The sequence below is a fragment of the uncultured Streptomyces sp. genome (assembly GCF_947488945.1).
Taxonomy (GTDB): domain Bacteria; phylum Actinomycetota; class Actinomycetes; order Streptomycetales; family Streptomycetaceae; genus Streptomyces.
This window is the reverse complement of record NZ_CANLBS010000015.1, coordinates 193,191-209,824: the sequence shown is the minus strand read 5'-3', so window position 1 is coordinate 209,824 and position 16,634 is coordinate 193,191. Positions and strand designations below refer to the sequence as shown.

The 16,634-nt window shown below is 72.6% G+C and carries 16 protein-coding genes and 1 rRNA gene; 14 read left to right on the top strand and 3 right to left on the bottom strand.

The features are described 5' to 3' along the window. From rrf to Q0994_RS23160, 9 genes are all read left to right on the top strand, one after another. A 5S ribosomal RNA gene (gene rrf / locus Q0994_RS23200) occupies positions 1-74 on the top strand; the annotation flags it as partial. 71 nt (positions 75-145) lie between these two features. Then, the gene (locus Q0994_RS23195; RefSeq protein ID WP_299537973.1) at positions 146-790 is read left to right on the top strand and encodes an HAD family phosphatase; all 645 of its coding nucleotides are present in this window, start codon (positions 146-148) and stop codon (positions 788-790) included. Positions 791-832: 42 nt separating this feature from the next. Further along, on the top strand, positions 833-2,041 hold the full coding sequence (locus Q0994_RS23190; RefSeq protein ID WP_299537971.1) for an MFS transporter: 1,209 nt from the start codon (positions 833-835) through the stop codon (positions 2,039-2,041). Continuing rightward, positions 2,010-3,182, top strand: coding sequence for an acetoin utilization protein AcuC (locus Q0994_RS23185; RefSeq protein ID WP_299537970.1), 1,173 nt, complete (start codon positions 2,010-2,012; stop codon positions 3,180-3,182). Before Q0994_RS23190 ends, Q0994_RS23185 begins: the two co-directional genes overlap by 32 nt. A 124-nt stretch (positions 3,183-3,306) precedes the next feature. Next, positions 3,307-4,122 (top strand): phosphatase, encoded by an 816-nt coding sequence (locus Q0994_RS23180; protein WP_299537968.1) that lies wholly within the window; start codon positions 3,307-3,309, stop codon positions 4,120-4,122. Between the two features lie 128 nt (positions 4,123-4,250). After that, positions 4,251-4,463 carry a helix-turn-helix domain-containing protein gene (locus tag Q0994_RS23175; protein ID WP_299537967.1) on the top strand — a complete coding sequence of 71 codons (213 nt, stop codon included), beginning with the start codon at positions 4,251-4,253 and terminating at the stop codon, positions 4,461-4,463. A 141-nt stretch (positions 4,464-4,604) separates the two neighbouring features. Further along, positions 4,605-4,703, top strand: coding sequence for a 30S ribosomal protein bS22 (locus Q0994_RS23170; RefSeq protein ID WP_003948845.1), 99 nt, complete (start codon positions 4,605-4,607; stop codon positions 4,701-4,703). Between the two features lie 249 nt (positions 4,704-4,952). Continuing rightward, the gene (locus Q0994_RS23165; protein WP_299537966.1) at positions 4,953-6,035 is read left to right on the top strand and encodes an NAD-dependent epimerase/dehydratase family protein; all 1,083 of its coding nucleotides are present in this window, start codon (positions 4,953-4,955) and stop codon (positions 6,033-6,035) included. 15 nt (positions 6,036-6,050) lie between these two features. Then, on the top strand, positions 6,051-7,094 hold the full coding sequence (locus Q0994_RS23160) for a lysophospholipid acyltransferase family protein (protein ID WP_299537964.1): 1,044 nt from the start codon (positions 6,051-6,053) through the stop codon (positions 7,092-7,094). An 89-nt stretch (positions 7,095-7,183) separates the two neighbouring features. Here the strand turns inward: Q0994_RS23160 and Q0994_RS23155 are convergent, their stop codons facing one another. From Q0994_RS23155 to Q0994_RS23145, 3 genes are all read right to left on the bottom strand, one after another. Continuing rightward, positions 7,184-8,413 carry a DUF5667 domain-containing protein gene (locus Q0994_RS23155; protein ID WP_299537963.1) on the bottom strand — a complete coding sequence of 410 codons (1,230 nt, stop codon included), beginning with the start codon at positions 8,411-8,413 and terminating at the stop codon, positions 7,184-7,186. A 312-nt stretch (positions 8,414-8,725) separates the two neighbouring features. Then, positions 8,726-9,502 carry an ECF subfamily RNA polymerase sigma factor, BldN family gene (locus tag Q0994_RS23150; protein ID WP_299537962.1) on the bottom strand — a complete coding sequence of 259 codons (777 nt, stop codon included), beginning with the start codon at positions 9,500-9,502 and terminating at the stop codon, positions 8,726-8,728. 403 nt (positions 9,503-9,905) lie between these two features. Beyond that, on the bottom strand, positions 9,906-10,862 hold the full coding sequence (locus Q0994_RS23145) for an HAD family phosphatase (protein WP_299537961.1): 957 nt from the start codon (positions 10,860-10,862) through the stop codon (positions 9,906-9,908). A gap of 188 nt (positions 10,863-11,050) precedes the next feature. Here Q0994_RS23145 and Q0994_RS23140 point away from each other — a divergent pair, with 188 nt between their 5' ends. The 5 genes from Q0994_RS23140 to Q0994_RS23120 all read left to right on the top strand — a co-directional run bounded on the left by Q0994_RS23140 (position 11,051) and on the right by Q0994_RS23120 (position 16,535). Continuing rightward, positions 11,051-11,326, top strand: a complete 276-nt coding sequence (locus tag Q0994_RS23140) for a glutaredoxin family protein (protein ID WP_299537959.1) — start codon at positions 11,051-11,053, stop codon at positions 11,324-11,326. Between the two features lie 277 nt (positions 11,327-11,603). Then, positions 11,604-12,371, top strand: a complete 768-nt coding sequence (locus Q0994_RS23135) for a redox-sensing transcriptional repressor Rex (protein WP_299537958.1) — start codon at positions 11,604-11,606, stop codon at positions 12,369-12,371. Then, positions 12,368-13,885, top strand: coding sequence for a glutamyl-tRNA reductase (locus Q0994_RS23130; protein WP_299537957.1), 1,518 nt, complete (start codon positions 12,368-12,370; stop codon positions 13,883-13,885). The genes Q0994_RS23135 and Q0994_RS23130 overlap by 4 nt, the downstream gene beginning before the upstream one ends. Next, positions 13,882-14,868 (top strand): hydroxymethylbilane synthase, encoded by a 987-nt coding sequence (gene hemC, locus Q0994_RS23125; RefSeq protein ID WP_299537956.1) that lies wholly within the window; start codon positions 13,882-13,884, stop codon positions 14,866-14,868. Before Q0994_RS23130 ends, hemC begins: the two co-directional genes overlap by 4 nt. After that, positions 14,865-16,535, top strand: a complete 1,671-nt coding sequence (locus tag Q0994_RS23120; RefSeq protein WP_299537954.1) for a bifunctional uroporphyrinogen-III C-methyltransferase/uroporphyrinogen-III synthase — start codon at positions 14,865-14,867, stop codon at positions 16,533-16,535. Before hemC ends, Q0994_RS23120 begins: the two co-directional genes overlap by 4 nt. The last annotated feature ends 99 nt before the right edge of the window (positions 16,536-16,634 follow it).

The following is a 16,634-nucleotide window of genomic DNA, read 5'->3' as shown; positions in this document are numbered from 1 at the left end:
ACCCGGAAGCTAAGCCTTTCCGCGCCGATGGTACTGCAGGGGGGACCCTGTGGGAGAGTAGGTCGCCGCCGAACAATTTTTGTGGGGAACCCCCGTGCCTGGTGGCACGGGGGTTTTCTGCGTTCCGAGCGTCTAGGCTCGAACCATGCGCTACGAACTGGTCATCTTCGACAACGATGGTGTGCTCGTCGACAGTGAGCCGATCTCCAACACCATCCTCGCCGGCTACCTGACTGAACTCGGTCACCCCACCTCGTACGAGGAATCGGTCCGCGACTACATGGGGTCCGCGGTGCACCGCGTGCACGACCTCGTGGAAGAGCGGACCGGTGAGAAGCTGCCCGACGACTTCGACGCGACGCTGCACTCCCGCATCTTCGAGGCGTTCCAGCGGGAGCTGGTCGTCGTCGACGGGGTGGAAGACCTTCTCGGCAAGCTCGTCGCGGACGGCGTCGCCTACTGCGTCGCCTCGTCCGGGACCCACGAACGCATCCGCGTGGGCCACCTCAAGGCCGGGCTCGACCAGTGGTTCGAGGACGAGTGGATCTTCAGCGCCGAGGACGTCGGCCGCGGAAAGCCCGCCCCCGACCTGTTCCTGCACGCCGCGGAGCGGATGGGCGTCGCCCCCGAGCGGTGCGTGGTCATCGAGGACAGCCCGCTGGGCGTCGAGGCGGCACGGGCCGCGGGCATGGACGTGTACGGATTCACCTCGATGATGCCGGCGGACCGGCTCACGGGCGTGAACGGCTACTTCTCCGACATGTCCCAACTCCCCGAACTGCTCGCCTGACAGCCCTTACCCACGGGTAGCCCGTGGCCCTAGTCTCCCGCCATGACAGATGCGCGGTTGCGGCACGGCAGGGCCTCGTTGGCGTTGAGCTTCTTCGTCCAAGGAGTCACCTTCGCCCTCCTGGTCACCCGGATCCCGGCCATCCAGGACCAGTACGGGATATCCGACGGGCTGCTGCCCGTCTTCCTCGCCGCGGTGCCGATCCTCGCGGGGGTCGGCAGCGTCGTCACCGAGAAGGTGGTGACCCGCGTCCGGCCCGGAACTCTGCTCCGGTGGGCGCAGCCGCTGGTGCTGCTCGCTCTGCTCGGGGTGGGCGCCGGCGACGCGCTCTGGCACGCGGCCGCGGCCCTGGCGGTCTTCGGCCTGGCGGTGGGGGCGCTCGACGCCTCCATGAACATGATGGGTGTCAGTCTCCAACGGGCGTACGGACGCAGCATCATGCTCGGCTTCCACGCGGTCTACAGCCTCGGCGGCATCGCGGGGGCCTCGCTGGCGTGGGCCGGGGCCCACTGGGACCTGTCGCTGCTGGTCTCGTACCTGCCGGTGGTCGTGGTGGCGCTGCCCGTCGCGCTGGCCGGCAGCCGCTGGTACACCTCGGGGAAGCCGGCCGGGGAGCCGGGGGAGGAGGCCGGGGAGGCCGCCGGTGGTGCGGGGCTGTCCTTCGGCCTGCTGCTGCCGCTGTGCCTGGTGATGACGTTCGCGTACATCGGGGACTCCACCGTCTCCAACTGGAGCGCGAAGTACCTCCAGGACGTCCTCGGCAGCTCCGAGCAGATGGCGACGGTCCCGTACAACGTGTACATGGTGACCACGCTGATCGGGCGGGGTCTCGGCGACTTCGGGGTGCGGCGGTTCGGGGCCGCGGCGGTGGTGCGGGCCGGCAGCGTGCTGGCGGCCCTCGGGTTCGGCGTGGTCGCCGTCGCGCCGGGCGCGTGGACCGGGATGCTCGGGTTCACGCTGCTCGGGCTCGGGCTCTGCGTGATCGTCCCGCAGACGTTCGCGGCGGCCGGCCGGCTGTTCCCCGGTGCCAGCGACGCGGCGGTCGCCCGGCTCAACATCTTCAACTACGTGGGTTTCCTGGTGGGATCGCCGCTCGTGGGGGCGCTCGGCGACGCGTGGAGCTACCGCGGGGCGATGCTGGTGCCGATGGTCCTGGTCCTCGTGACGCTGGTGTACGCCCGCTCGTTCGGCGAGGGGGCCGCCCGATACGGTGGCGGGCATGAGCGGGCGCGCACGGTTGATGTGGGATGACGCGGTAACCGGATACGACTTCGGGGAGAGCCACCCGATGGACCCGGTCCGGCTGGCCCTGACGATGGGGCTGGTGCGGGCGTTCGGGCTGGAGGCGGCCGTGGACGTACGGACGGCGAAGGCCGCGGGGGAGTCCACGCTGCGGCTGGTCCACCGGGAGGACTACGTGCGGGCGGTGCGGGCCGCCTCGGCCGACCCCCGCGCCGCCGACCAGGCGTACGGGCTCGGCACCACCGACGACCCGGCCTTCGCGGGAATGCACGAGGCGTCCGCGCTGATCGCCGGGCTCTCGGTCGGGGCGGCGGAGGCGGTGTGGCGCGGCGAGAGCGCGCACGCGGTGAACTTCACCGGCGGGCTGCACCACGCGATGCCCGGCGCCGCCTCGGGGTTCTGCGTCTACAACGATCCGGCGATCGCCGTCGCCCGGCTGCTGGAGATGGGCGCGGAGCGGGTCGCGTACGTCGACGTGGACGTGCACCACGGTGACGGGGTGCAGGCGGCGTTCTGGGAGGACCCCAGGGTGCTGACCGTGTCGATGCACGAGCACCCCCGGACGCTGTTCCCGCAGACCGGCTGGCCGGAGGAGACCGGCGCCGGGCCCGGTGAGGGAGGGGCGGTCAATCTGCCGCTGCCCGCCGGGACGGGCGACGCGGGGTGGCTGCGGGCGTTCCACGCGGTGGTGCCGGAGCTGATCGCCGACTTCCGGCCGCAGGTGCTGGTGACCCAGCACGGGGCGGACACGCACATCGAGGACCCGCTGGCGCACCTGGCGGTCTCGCTGGACGCCCAGCGGGCCGTGATGGAGGCGTGCCACGACCTGGCGCACCGGCACGTGGAGGGCGGCCGGTGGGTGGCGCTCGGCGGCGGTGGTTACGCGGTCGTGGACGTGGTGCCGCGGTCCTGGACCCATCTGGTGGGGATCGCGGCGCACGCCCCGGTCGACCCCGGTTCGGTGGTCCCGGCGTCCTGGCGGGACGAGGTGTACGCCCGGACCCGGCAGCTCGCGCCGGGCCGGATGACGGACGGGCTGACGCCGTCCTGGCAGCCGTGGGAGGCGGGTTACGACCCGGCGGACCGGGTGGACCAGGCGGTGCTGGCGACCCGTCGGGCGGCGTTCCCGCTGCGCGGGCTGCTGGCCTGACGGGCGGGCTTGCGGGCGCGGCGGCCGGACCGTGCACGGTCCGGTGTTCGGTGATTGCGCCAAGTGTGGGCCGGAATCAGCCTTTTGGTCCCCTTGTCGTCCCTGGTCGGGGAGCATCGGCAGGGTGTTGAGCACCGGAGCGCTGCGCGCTCATCTTCTGGCGGCCCGGCTCGCCGGGCCCGTCGCCACCACCCGCGAGGACAGCCTGCGGAGCTACCGTCTGTTCGCCGCCCGGGACCCCCGGGCGACGCTCGGGCTCGATCCCGAACAGGAGTGGGACGAGCGGGCGCTGCTGGGGCTGATGGCGCGCCGGTGCGGGGTGTCCGCCGATCCGACGCACGTCGACGGGCCGGACGTCATCGACCCGCGGCGGACGGTGGAGGCGCTGGACGCCTTCGCGGAGCGGCTCGCCGAGGCGGCCCGCAGGCGGTGGCCGGTGCTGATCGGCACCGGCCACCCGCATCGGCTCCTCGGGTTCTACGCAGGGCTGGCAGACGCCCTGTCGGCGGCCGGATGCCCCGTTCTCACCCCGGCGCAGGGGCGGAGTGTCGACATGGTGACCGGGTTCGGCGTACGTACGCACCAGCTCGACTACGTACGCGGTGTCGCGTTGGTGCGGGAGCCCGGAGGGGGCGTGGGCGGCGGTGTGCCGGGGGCGCACACGCACTCGCCGCTGCCCGTGCGGGTGGCGCTGGAGGCGGCGGCCCGGGGCGGCGGGGTGCTGCCCCGGCTGGTGATCGGCGACCACGGGTGGGTCTGCGGCGCAGGTCAGCTGGGCATCGAGGCGATGGGACCGGCCGACACCAACGATCCGGCGCTGTTCGTGGGGGAGGCGGAGGGGCGGATCTCGGTGGCGGTGCCGCTGGACGACGCGGTGCGGGGGGAGTTCTACCGCCCGGTGGCGCGCTATGTGCTTAATCGGGCCCGTCTGTCACAGTAGGCGGCCGATCGTCTCCCCTCTTCCCCACTCGTACCACCCGCCCCTACTCTGGGCAGTGAGCGCACAACGACGAAGAGTCACCGGAGGGGAAGCCGGTGCGCGTCGCGTGCGGAAGGTACAGGTGGGTCATGGCTGCTGGCAGCGAGAGACCTCTGAACGAGGTCAAGTTTCTGACCGTGGCGGAAGTCGCCTCGGTCATGAGGGTGTCGAAGATGACCGTGTACCGCTTGGTGCACAGCGGTCATCTGCCGGCGATCAGGGTGGGAAGGTCCTTCCGGGTGCCGGAGCAAGCGGTTCACGAGTACCTCCAGTCGTCGTTCGTGGGGGTCGAATCGGCGTAGGGCGGCCTCGCGGGCTGCCTCGGACCGCCCCGGTCGCCCTCGGATTACGTCCCTCACCCGCTGGCGGGTAGGCTAGGCCGACGTAGGTCGTGTGGGCCCAGACGCCCCGCACCAGTGAAGAAGAAGTGAGCGAGGGTAGTCGTGGGCTCTGTTATCAAGAAGCGGCGTAAGCGGATGGCCAAGAAGAAGCACCGCAAGCTGCTCAAGCGCACGCGCGTTCAGCGTCGCAACAAGAAGTAAGCGAACGCGGTTCGTGTCATCGCAGCCCCTCCGCCCCCGGGCGGAGGGGCTGTTGTGCTGTCCGGGGACAGCCGTGCGGCGGGTCCGGAGGGCGGGGCGGCCGCCGGTGCCCGCCGCTGCCGCGACCGGGTCATGACTTCGGCAAAGCGCGCGCTGGGGACGTCACGGTGCGGCGTCCACCCGCTACGGTGGCCTGCGGAGACCCCGGCGGGGTGACCCGCCCCACGCGACGACCGGAAGGCGCTGATCTTGGGCAAGGTCGTGCTCGTCACAGGAGCGGCCCGGCAGCTCGGCGGCCGGTTCGTGCGCCGTGTGCTGGAGGACCCCGGCGTGGACCGGGTGGTGGCGGTCGACGCGGTGGCGCCGGAGCAGCCGTTGGAGGGCGCGGAGTTCGTGGTGACGGACATCCGGCAGTCGTCGATAGCGCGGGTCCTCGCCGAGCACGCGGTGGACACGGTGGTCCATCTCAGTGTCTCGGGGAAGGCGCTGGGCGCCGCGGGCCGGACGGCGGTCAAGGAGACCAACGTCATCGGCACGATGCAGCTGCTCGGCGCGTGCCAGAAGTCGCCGACGGTCCAGCGGCTGGTGGTGAAGTCGACCACCAGCGTCTACGGTTCCGCCTCCCGCGACCCGGCCGTCTTCACCGAGACGACGCCGCCCAAGTCGCTGCCGAGCGGCGGGTTCGCCAAGGACGCGGTGGAGGTCGAGGGGTACGTGCGCGGCTTCGCCCGCCGCCGTCCCGACGTCGCGGTGTGCGTGCTGCGGTTCGCCAACATCCTCGGCCCGGATCCGGACTCGCCGCTGGCGGACTACCTGGCGCTGCCGGTGCTGCCGACGGTGTTCGGGTACGACCCGCGGCTCCAGTTCGTGCACGAGGACGACGTGCTGGACGTTCTGGAGGCGGCGGCGCGCGAGCCCCGGCGCGGCACCCTGAACAGCGGGACGTTCAACATCGCCGGCGACGGGGTGCTGCTGCTGTCGCAGTGCGCCCGGCGGCTGGGGCGTCCGACGGTGCCCCTGCTGCTGCCGGCCGTCACCTGGGTCGGGTCGGCGCTGCGGACGGCGGGGATGACGGACTTCTCGCCGGAGCAGATCCGGTTGCTCACCCACGGCCGGGTGGTCTCCACCGTCCAGATGCGCGAGACGCTGGGGTTCCGGCCGAGGTTCACGACGGCGGAGACGTTCGCCGCGTACGCGCACAGCAGGGGGCCGGGGCTGCTGCCGCCGGCGGCGGTGGGCCGGGCGGTCGACCGGTTCGCGGCGGTGCTGGCGTCCGACGGCGCCCCCGGCGGTTCCCCCGACGATGTCCACACGACGCACGGCGCGAGGTAGAGGAGGGCACCCACGATGGCGGACGCCAAGGTGATCCCGTTCGACGACGACCGTTCCCGGTCCGGTTCCACCCCCCGGTCGGCGCGCCGCCGGCCGGGGCCGGCGGCCGGGCAGGAGGGCCCCGGCGCGCCGGTCAGCGCCCTGCCGGGGGCCCGGCTGCCCCTGGGCGACGAGGAGGCTCCACGGGCCGCCCAGGAGCCGCCGGAGGACGCGCCGCGGGGGGAGTGGGAGCGGCGGGTCGCGAGCGGACTGGCCTTCCTGCGCCGACGGGTCACCGGCGACTACGAGGTCGACGACTTCGGTTACGACGAGGAGCTGACCGACCAGGTCCTGATGTCGCTGCTGCGGCCGCTGGCGGACCACTACTTCCGCGTCGAGGTGAAGGGCGTGGAGAACATCCCGTCGGACGGCGGGGCGCTGGTGGTGGCCAACCACTCGGGGACGCTGCCGCTGGACGGGCTGATGCTCCAGGTCGCGGTGCACGACCACCATCCGGCCGCCCGGCACCTGCGGTTGCTCGCGGCGGACCTGGTCTTCCAGCTTCCGGTGGTGAACGAGCTGGCGCGGAAGGCGGGGCACACCCTGGCGTGTGCGGAGGACGCGCAGGCGCTGCTGGAGCGGGGAGAGATCGTCGGGGTGATGCCGGAAGGGTTCAAGGGCCTCGGCAAGCCGTTCGGCGACCGGTACAAGCTCCAGCGATTCGGCCGGGGCGGGTTCGTGTCGACGGCGCTGCGGGCCGGGGTGCCGATCGTGCCGTGCTCGATCGTCGGCGCCGAGGAGATCTATCCGATGGTCGGCAACGCGCGGACGGTGGCGCGGCTGCTCGGCTTCCCGTACTTCCCGGTCACGCCGACGTTCCCGTGGCTGGGGCCGCTGGGCCTGGTGCCGCTGCCGACGAAGTGGACGATCCAGTTCGGTGAGCCGATCCAGACCGACGGGTATCCGCAGGAGGCGGCGGAGGACCCGATGCTGATGTTCAACCTGACGGACCAGGTGCGCGAACAGATCCAGCACACGCTCTACAAGCTGCTGGTGCAGCGGCGTTCCGTCTTCTTCTGAGCGGTTTCCCGGACCGGGCGTGCGGAGCCGGGCACGACGAGGTGGGGGCGGACCCGTGCGGGTCCGCCCCCACCTCGTGCCCGGTGCCCCTACGGGGCGATGTCCTCGCCCTGGATGCCCAGGCCGGGGAGCAGGCCGGGGAGCAGCGGGGGCAGGGTGATGTCCGGGGCGGGGTCCGGAGTGGACCGGTCGCCGGGCGACGGGGTGGTGGCGTCGTCGTCCTGGCCGGTGGGGAGTTCGTCGAGCAGGCCGCCGCCCGCGCCGCCGGTGAGGAGTCCGTCCTTCTCGGGGGACTCGTCCGTGCCGGTGGCGCCGGAGGGCTCGGGGGTGTCGCTCTTCCGGTCCGCGGCGGGGTCGGAAGCGGGGTCCCCGGGCGGGGCGGGTACGGCGTCGTCGGCGCCGGGTGCGCCGCCGTCCTGCCGCGGGGCCGCGGAGCGCTCGGCGGTGCGGCTCTCCTGCGGCCCGCGGGGCAGCAGGGACTGCAGCGGGGCGATCTCGTCCTCCATGGCGTCGAGGACGGAGCTCACCTGTTCGCCCACGTCGGCGAGTTGGACGGGCAGCCGGTCGCGCAGTCCGGCCCAGGTGTCCCGGTGGGAGCGGGAGAAGGAGTCGAGCAGCTGGATCGGGCCGATCTTGCCGTCCCGCTCGTAGGCGGAGTGCAGCAGCCGGTGGCCCTCGGCGGCGTCGTGGGACATGCCGTTGAGGGTGCGCCTGACCTCGCCGAGGGATTCGTGGTCCAGGGGACCGGAACGCCCCCGCTCCATCAGGCGTCTCGCCTCGCTGAGCCGGGTGGACGCCTGGTCGAGGTAGGCCTCGCCGCGGGCGGCGTCGGAGTCGGCCATGGAGCGCTGGATGTCCTCCATGCCGCGCTTCAGGCCGTAGAGCGAGTCACCCGGCAGGGCGTCGGAGCTCGCGGCGGCCACCCCGCCGAAGGCACCGGCGGCGACCCCGACGGTCAGTCCGCCGGCCGTGAGTCCCTTCGCCCAGCGCGAGCGGGGGCGGAGCTTCTTCAGGGGGGACGCCCGGTGCGCTCCCCCGGTCCGCTGGTCGGGCACCGTAGGGCCCGTGGACGCACCGCCCTGGGCGAACATGGTCTCCATGGCGGCGACGAGCTGGGCCCGTTGCACCACTTTGACTTCGGGATCGAACTCGGGCTTCGGTACTTCACCGAGGCCGTTCGCCAGGGCCAGCAACGGTCCGTGGTCGGCCTGCTCGGCCGGCTCCTCGGGCTGTGCGGCCGCCGCACCCTGGGACGACTGCTCGTCCAGGGCCTGGGCGAAGGCGTTCGCCCGCCGGTGTGCCGAAACGTTTGCGATCACTGGCGGCACCTCCTCTCGTCATGACGGTCGACTCCCCTGAGGGTTCGGAAGGTTGCCCACCTTGAGCGCTTCCACTCGATGGAGTGAGTGGGGCGAACAGGGTGTGCGACAGGGGGCCTGCATCCGGCACAACGAGCGGCGCGGCACTTGGGTTACGGACGACGGATGATCGGACCAGCGCGTCAGGTCCGCGACACGCCGGGTCATGACGGACGTACGGATGTACGGCCCGCGAACGGGTGTGCGCGGGGTGCGGGCGGTTCTGGTGGTGCTCGGGGTGCTCGTGGTTTCGAGGGGGTGGTCGGTGCGCGGTCAGCGGGCGTCGTCGGGCAGGAGCCGGGCGAGGGTGCGGACCGCGCGGTACTGGAGCGTCTTGATGGCGCCCTCGTTCTTGCCCATCACCCGGGCCGTCTCGGCGACCGAGAGCCCTTGCAGGAACCGGAGCGTGACGCACTCCTGCTGCTGCGGGTTGAGCCGGCGCACGGCCTGGAGCAGCGCGGCGTTGGAGAGGGACTCCAGGACGGAGTCCTCGGGGGAGCGTTCGACCTCGTTGGCGTCGAGCATCTCGCCGGTGGTCACTTCCAGCCGGAAACGACTGGACTTGAAGTGGTCGGCGACCAGGTTGCGGGCGATCGTGACCAGCCAGGCGCCGAAGTCGCGGCCCTGCCAGGTGAAGGTGGAGATGCGCCGCAGCGCGCGCAGGAAGGTCTCGCTGGTGAGATCCTCCGCCGTCGCCTTGCCGCCCACGCGGTAGTAGATGTACCGGTACACGGTGTCGCTGTACTGGTCGTACAGGCGGCCGAAGGCGTCCGCCTCACCGGCCTGCGCGCGTTCGACGAGATCCATCATGCGCGCGCTGTCGCTGTCGGCGGTGGGCCGGCGAACGGTCGACGTGGCCGCGGTGCCGCGGTTGCCGCGTCTTCCGACCGCCGCGCTCCGTTCGGCCAGGGCGTAGCAGGGGCCGACAGGTGCAGGGGCGGCGAGCGCGGGGACGGCGTACGCGGTGGGGACGAGGCCGCGCAAGCGGTCGACGACCGACGCACGCAGCGTAGCCAGGCCCGAGGCGTCAACCCCGACGTGTGGGTACACGGGACTCCCAGAGGCAGAGCTTCCATCACGAGCAGTGGGAAAACCGTCACGTGACGTAAGGGTGACGGGCTTCGTTATGCGTCTGAGGAGAATAACGCTTCGTACAGGCGGCGCTACACCGAGTTGCTCAAATCATCGGTTAGGTCGTTTTCGTCATCTTTCGGTGACGGTTTCAGTCGCAGATGGTGATCAGTTATTGATCGAATTCCGTCGTGATCTGTCTTTGGTGACGACGTGTTGTGCTCGGGGGGCGATCACGGGACTCGATGCCCCAGGGGTGCACGGGGTGTGACGGGTGCGGGGATCCCCGGCACGGAACTGCCGTACGGACGGCGCGTGTCGGGCGCGGCGGAGCACGCGGGCGCGCCCGCGCGAAGGAAGGGGGAGGGGTGGAGCGGCGGGGTCAGCGGCGGCGGCGGTGCAGCGCGACCGCGGCGACGGTGCCGCCGGCCAGGGCGCCCACACCCGCGGCGGCCGGGATGCCGACCTTCGCGGCCTTGCGGCCGGTGCGGTAGTCGCGCAGCCGCCAGTCCAGGGACCGGGCGTGCTTGCGGAGCTTGGTGTCGGGATTGATCGCGTACGGGTGGCCGACCAGCGACAGCATCGGGATGTCGTTGTGCGAGTCGCTGTACGCGGCGCAGCGTTCGAGGTCGAGTCCCTCGGCCGCGGCCAGGGCGCGGACGGCCTCGGCCTTGGCGGGGCCGTGCAGGGGCTCGCCGACGAGGCGGCCGGTGTAGACGCCGTCGACGGACTCGGCGACGGTGCCGAGGGCGCCGGTCAGGCCGAGCCGGCGGGCGATGATCGTCGCGGTCTCCACCGGGGCGGCGGTGACCAGCCATACCTTCTGCCCGGCGTCCAGGTGGGCCTGGGCGAGGGCGCGGGTGCCGGGCCAGATGCGGTCGGCCATGTACTCGTCGTAGATCTCCTCGCCGATGGACATCAGCTCGGAGACCCGGTGGCCCTTGACGATGGACAGGGCGCTGTCGCGGGCGTCCTGCATGTGCTCGGGGTCCTCGACGCCGGCCAGCCGGAACCACGCCTGCTGCCAGGCGAAGCGGGTGAGCTCGCGGCGCTGGAAGAACTTCCGCTTGTACAGTCCGCGGCCGAAGTGGAAGATCGCGGCGCCCTGCATCACGGTGTTGTCGAGGTCGAAGAACGCGGCCGCGCGTTCGTCCCCGGCCACCGGGAACGCCGGCACCTCGGGAGCCTGGTCGGCGTCGCCGGGGGGCCGGGTGAGCAGGGAGGCGTCGTCCGGGGCCAGCGCCGCCTTGCGGGCGGCCTCGGCCGCGGCTTCACCTGCGAGCACGCTGCGTGCCGTGGCGGAGCGCCTACGGGGCGTGAGCCATCCAAGAGAGGCCATGCGGCGAGCATAACCAGTCCGGGCGTCCCCGGCCGCGCGCCCCGTGGGCGAGGGCGTGAACTCTCCGCGGCGTCGTCGTGACGCGCCGGGCGGGCCGTTTCCCCGCGCGTTTCCCCCACGCCGTGCCCCGTCGTTCCGGTGTGCGGCACGGGGTCGGAAAAGCGGGGCGGGGGCGCAGAATGGTGGACATGAGTGCCCTGTTGCGTCGTACGAGGAAGAGGCCCGCGGACCGGGTGGTCACGCTGGTGGGGAAGCCCGGCTGCCATCTGTGCGACGACGCGCGGGCGGTGGTGAGCGAGGTGTGCGCGGAGACCGGGGCATCCCTGGTCGAACGGGACATCACGCAGGACGAGGCGTTGTACAAGGAGTACTGGGAGCAGGTCCCGGTGGTGCTGGTGGACGGTGAGCAGCACACGTTCTGGCGGGTGGACCCGGCGAGGCTGCGCAAGGCGCTGGGTGCTTGAGGCGACGAAACCCGGTTAACATTACGGGCGTTTTGAGTGGTGTTCGGGGGCGGAGTCGTGAGGAGTGTGTACCGCTTTGTCCCCTTCGAGCCCGCAACGGGTTGATGCGGTCCGTGGTTCCTGGAACAGGCGGGAAATCCGCGTGACCCCGGTCACTTTGACCGGACAAACCGGACACAATCTTTGTGCACGTGTTCACAAAGACATAGCCTGCTGTGGACGGGGCGGTCTTGGGACATACGGCCGCCTGCAGCCCCGCTCATCCCGCAGGAGCACCGTGGCAACTGGCCGAACTCACCGACCGGCGACCCGAAGCCGAGGAATTCCCGAGGCCACGGTCGCCCGACTCCCTCTGTACCTCCGCGCGCTGACCGCGCTGTCCGAGCGTTCCGTTCCCACGGTCTCCTCCGAGGAACTCGCGACGGCGGCCGGGGTCAACTCCGCGAAGCTGCGGAAGGACTTCAGCTACCTGGGCTCCTACGGGACGCGCGGTGTCGGCTACGACGTCGAGTACCTCGTCTACCAGATCTCCCGCGAACTCGGCCTCACCCAGGACTGGCCGGTCGCCATCGTCGGCATCGGCAACCTCGGCGCGGCCCTCGCCAACTACGGCGGGTTCGCCTCGCGCGGCTTCCGGGTCGCCGCGCTGATCGACGCGGACCCGGCCATGGCCGGCACGCCCGTCGCGGGCATCCCCGTCCAGCACACGGACGAGCTGGACCGCATCATCAGCGACAACGGCGTCTCCATCGGCGTCATCACCACCCCGCCCGGAGCGGCCCAGCAGGTCTGCGACCGGCTGGTGGCCGCCGGGGTGACGTCCATCCTGAACTTCGCGCCGACCGTGCTCCAGGTGCCCGAGGGCGTCGACGTGCGCAAGGTCGACCTCTCGATCGAGCTCCAGATCCTCGCCTTCCACGAGCAGCGCAAGGCGGGCGAGGACGGTCAGCCCGAGGGCGACGACGCCGCCGCGCCGCCCATGCGCGCCACCCCCGCGAGCCGGAAGGGACCCGACGGGGACATGCCCGCCGTGATGCCGGCATGAGTCTCCTCGTCGTCGGACTGAGCCACCGCAGCGCCCCCGTCTCCGTACTGGAACGGGCGTCGCTCGCCGCGGAGGCGCAGGCCAAGCTGTTGCAGGACACCCTCGCCGCGGAACCCGCGACCGAGGCCGCCGTGCTGGCCACCTGCAACCGCATCGAGCTCTACGCCGACGTGGACAAGTTCCACGCGGGCGTCGCCGAGCTGTCCACCCTGCTCGCGCAGCACAGCCGTGTCGGCCTGGACGAGCTCACCCCTTATCTGTACGTGCACTACGAGGACCGCGCCGTCCACCACCTGCTCTCGGTGGCCTGCGGGCTGGACTCGATGGTCGTGGGCGAGGGCCAGATCCTCGGCCAGATCAAGGACGCGCTCGCCCTCGGCCAGGAACTCCACACCGCGGGCCGGCTGCTGAACGACCTGTTCCAGCAGGCCCTGCGGGTCGGCAAGCGCGCCCACAGCGAGACCGGGATCGACCGCGCCGGGCAGTCCCTCGTCACCTTCGGCCTGGAACAGCTGGCCGCCGGGCAGGAGGTGTCCGCCTGGGCGCGCGGCAAGCGCGCCCTGGTGATCGGCGCCGGCTCCATGTCGTCGCTGGCCGCCGCCACGCTCGCGCGGGCCGGGGTCGCCGAGATCGCCGTCGCCAACCGCACCCGCGCCCGCGCCGACCGGCTGGTGGAGATCCTCGGGCAGCCCGGCGGGTCCGGGGTGCTCGCCAGGGCCGTCGAGATGACGGCCGTACCGGCCGAACTGACACGTGCCGACATCGTCGTCTCCTGCACCGGCTCGACCGGTCTCGTGCTGACGGCCGAGGCCGTCGCCGGGGCCCTGGGCGTCGGCTTCGACGCCTCGGCCACGGCGCCGGCGGTGCCCGCGCCCGCCGGCCGCGAGGCGATGGACCAGCACGCCGCCTGGCTGGAGAACGGCACCGTCGCGTACGCCGACGGGCCCGGCACGGCCGGGCGGACCACCGCCGTGCGCCGGGCCACCGTGCCCGCGCAGAACAGCGGCCCGGTCCGGCTCGCCCTCCTCGACCTCGCCATGCCGCGCGACATCGACGGCGCCGCCCAGCGGATCGACGGGGTGCGCCTGGTCGACATCGAGACGCTCGCGGAGGCGTCCGCGGACGCCCCGATGGCGGCCGACGTGGACCGGGTCCGCTCCATCGTCTCCGACGAGGTGGCCGCCTTCGGCGCCGCCCAGCGGGCCGCCCACATCACGCCGACCGTCGTCGCCCTGCGCATGATGGCCGCCGACGTGGTCGCCGGCGAGCTCGCCCGCCTCGACGGGCGCCTCCCCGGCCTCGACGACAAGCAGCGCTCCGAGATCACCCAGACGGTGCGCCGCGTCGTCGACAAGCTCCTGCACGCGCCGACCGTGCGGGTCAAGCAGCTCGCGAGCGAGCCCGGCGGCGCCGGGTACGCCGACGCACTGCGAGAACTCTTCGACCTCGACCCGCAGACGGTCGCCGCCGTCTCCCGGGCAGACCTGAACGACCCGAATAGAGGGCGGTCATGACCGACAGCTCACCCCAGGGTGGGGGAACCACCACGCCGCTCCGGCTCGGCACCCGGCGCAGCAAGCTCGCCATGGCCCAGTCGGGCATGGTCGCCGAGGCCGTCCGCGAGGTGACCGGACGGCCCGTGGAGCTCGTGGAGATCACGACGTACGGCGACGTCTCGCGCGATCAGCTGGCGCAGATCGGCGGCACCGGCGTCTTCGTCGCGGCGCTGCGCGAGGCGCTGCTGCGCGGCGAGGTGGACTTCGCCGTCCACTCGCTCAAGGACCTGCCGACCGCGCAGCCGGAGGGCCTCGTGCTCGCCGCCGTCCCGGTCCGCGAGGACCCGCGGGACGTGCTGGTGGCACGGGACGGGCTGAGCTTCGAGCAGCTTCCGGCCGGCGCCCGCGTCGGCACGGGCTCGCCGCGCCGCATGGCGCAGCTCAACGCGTACGCCCGCTCGCACGGTCTGGACATACGGACCGTCCCGATCCGGGGCAACGTCGACACCCGCATCGGCTTCGTACGCGGCGGTGAGCTCGACGCCGTGGTCCTGGCCGCGGCCGGGCTGAGCCGCCTCGGCCGGACCGGAGAGGTGACGGACTTCCTGTCGCCCGACACGGTCCTGCCCGCCCCCGGCCAGGGAGCACTGGCGATCGAGTGTGCCGCGACCGGCACCGAACTCGCCGCAGCGCTCGCCGAGCTCGACGACCCGTACACCCGGATCGCCGTGACCGCCGAACGCGCCCTGCTCGCCGCCCTGGAGGCCGGCTGCTCCGCACCCGTGGGTGCGCTGGCCGACCTCCTGGTCGACGGGCAGGCTGTCAACGAACTGCGCCTGCGCGGCGTCGTCGGTTCCACCGACGGTTCCTCGCTGGTACAGATGTCCACCACCGGTCCCGTTCCCACGTCGCACGACGACGCGGCGGCCCTCGGACGCGAACTCGCGGCCGAGATGCTCGCCAAGGGCGCGGCCGGTCTTATGGGGGAGCGAGCACTTTGAGCCCCACCGGCCACGCCGCATCCGACTTTCCGGTCCTGTCCGCACAAGGACACGTCACCTTCCTCGGCGCCGGTCCCGGCGACCCGGGACTGCTGACACTGCGCGCCGTCGAGGCGCTCGCGAGCGCGGACGTCCTTGTCGCCGAGCCGGGGGTGCTCGACGTCGTCCGCCCACATGCGCGCGCAGGCGTGAGCACCCCTGAACTGGCCGCCGTTGACAGTGCGTCAACGGCCGCCGGTGTGCCTGTGCTCAGGGACGCGGCCAATCTTGTCATGGAGGCCGCGAAGGGCGGCAGGCGGGTGGTCCGTGCCGTCGCGGGCGACCCCGGACTCGACGGGGGCGCGGGGGCCGAGATGCTGGCCTGCGCCGCCGCCGGGGTGCCCTTCGAGGTCGTGCCCGGCGTCGCCCACGCAGTCGGCGTCCCCGCCTACGCGGGCGTTCCGCTGCGGGACGCGCAGGGCACCGACGTGCGCTTCGTGGACGCCCGCACCGCGTCCGACCGCTGCTGGAGCGAGGTCGGCGCGAGCGACGCCACCGCCGTCGTGTCCACCACGCTCGACGCGGTGGCCGCCGCGGCCGGCGAGCTGGTCTCGGCGGGCCGCAAGCCCGACACCCCGCTGACCGTCACGGTGGCCGGCACCACCACCCGGCAGCGCACGTGGACGGCGACGCTCGGCACCATCGCCCAGGTCTTCAAGCAGGGCAAGGTCCTGCCGTCGCCGGACGGCCACCAGCCGGTGATAGCCGTCGTCGGCGAGCGCAGCTCGGCGGCCCAGCGCGACCAGCTCGCGTGGTTCGAGTCCAAGCCGCTGTTCGGCTGGAAGGTCCTGGTGCCCCGCACGAAGGAGCAGGCGGCCTCGCTCTCCGAGCAGCTGCGGTCCTGCGGCGCGGTGCCGCACGAGGTGCCGACGATCGCCGTCGAGCCGCCGCGCACCCCGCAGCAGATGGAGCGGGCCGTCAAGGGCCTGGTCACCGGGCGCTACGAGTGGATCGCGTTCACCTCGGTCAACGCGGTGAAGGCGGTCCGGGAGAAGTTCGAGGAGTACGGTCTCGACGCCCGCGCGTTCGCCGGGATCAAGGTCGCGGCGGTCGGCGAGCAGACGGCCGCCTCGCTGATCGAGTTCGGCGTGAAGCCGGACCTGGTGCCCTCGGGCGAGCAGTCGGCCGCCGGTCTGCTGGAGGACTGGCCGCCCTACGACCCGGTCTTCGACCCGATCGACCGCGTCTTCCTGCCGCGCGCCGACATCGCGACGGAGACGCTGGTCGCCGGGCTGATCGAGCTGGGCTGGGAGGTCGACGACGTCACCGCGTACCGCACGGTCCGCGCGTCGCCGCCGCCCGCCGAGACGCGGGAGGCCATCAAGGGCGGCGGTTTCGACGCCGTGCTCTTCACCTCGTCCTCGACCGTCCGCAACCTGGTCGGGATCGCGGGCAAGCCGCACAACGTGACGGTCATCGCCTGCATCGGCCCGGCCACGGCCAAGACCGCCGAGGAGCACGGCCTGCGGGTCGACGTGCTCTCCCCGGAGCCCTCGGTGCACAAGCTGGCCGAGGCGCTGGCGGAGTTCGGCGCGCGCCGCCGGGACGCGGCCAAGGAGGCCGGTGACCCGGTGACCCGGCCGAGCGAGCGGCGCCCCGGCGCCCGCCGTCGCCGGACGACCACCTGAGCCGTCGGCACACCCGCGGGGCCCGGTCGCTTCGGCGGCCGGGCCCCGGTGCGTTCCGGCCGCCGCACACCGGCTGCCGCGGCCCGGTTTTCCGGCAGG

What these genes read in the sequence shown, in the direction of transcription:
- Q0994_RS23195 (WP_299537973.1), top strand. Translation starts at nt 146, where the DNA reads ATGCGCTACGAACTGGTCATCTTCGACAACGATGGTGTGCTCGTCGAC.
- Q0994_RS23190 (WP_299537971.1), top strand. Translation starts at nt 833, where the DNA reads ATGACAGATGCGCGGTTGCGGCACGGCAGGGCCTCGTTGGCGTTGAGC.
- Q0994_RS23185 (WP_299537970.1), top strand. Translation starts at nt 2,010, where the DNA reads ATGAGCGGGCGCGCACGGTTGATGTGGGATGACGCGGTAACCGGATAC.
- Q0994_RS23175 (WP_299537967.1), top strand. Translation starts at nt 4,251, where the DNA reads ATGGCTGCTGGCAGCGAGAGACCTCTGAACGAGGTCAAGTTTCTGACC.
- Q0994_RS23160 (WP_299537964.1), top strand. Translation starts at nt 6,051, where the DNA reads ATGGCGGACGCCAAGGTGATCCCGTTCGACGACGACCGTTCCCGGTCC.
- Q0994_RS23145 (WP_299537961.1), bottom strand. Translation starts at nt 10,862, where the DNA reads ATGGCCTCTCTTGGATGGCTCACGCCCCGTAGGCGCTCCGCCACGGCA.
- Q0994_RS23140 (WP_299537959.1), top strand. Translation starts at nt 11,051, where the DNA reads ATGAGTGCCCTGTTGCGTCGTACGAGGAAGAGGCCCGCGGACCGGGTG.
- Q0994_RS23130 (WP_299537957.1), top strand. Translation starts at nt 12,368, where the DNA reads ATGAGTCTCCTCGTCGTCGGACTGAGCCACCGCAGCGCCCCCGTCTCC.
- hemC (WP_299537956.1), top strand. Translation starts at nt 13,882, where the DNA reads ATGACCGACAGCTCACCCCAGGGTGGGGGAACCACCACGCCGCTCCGG.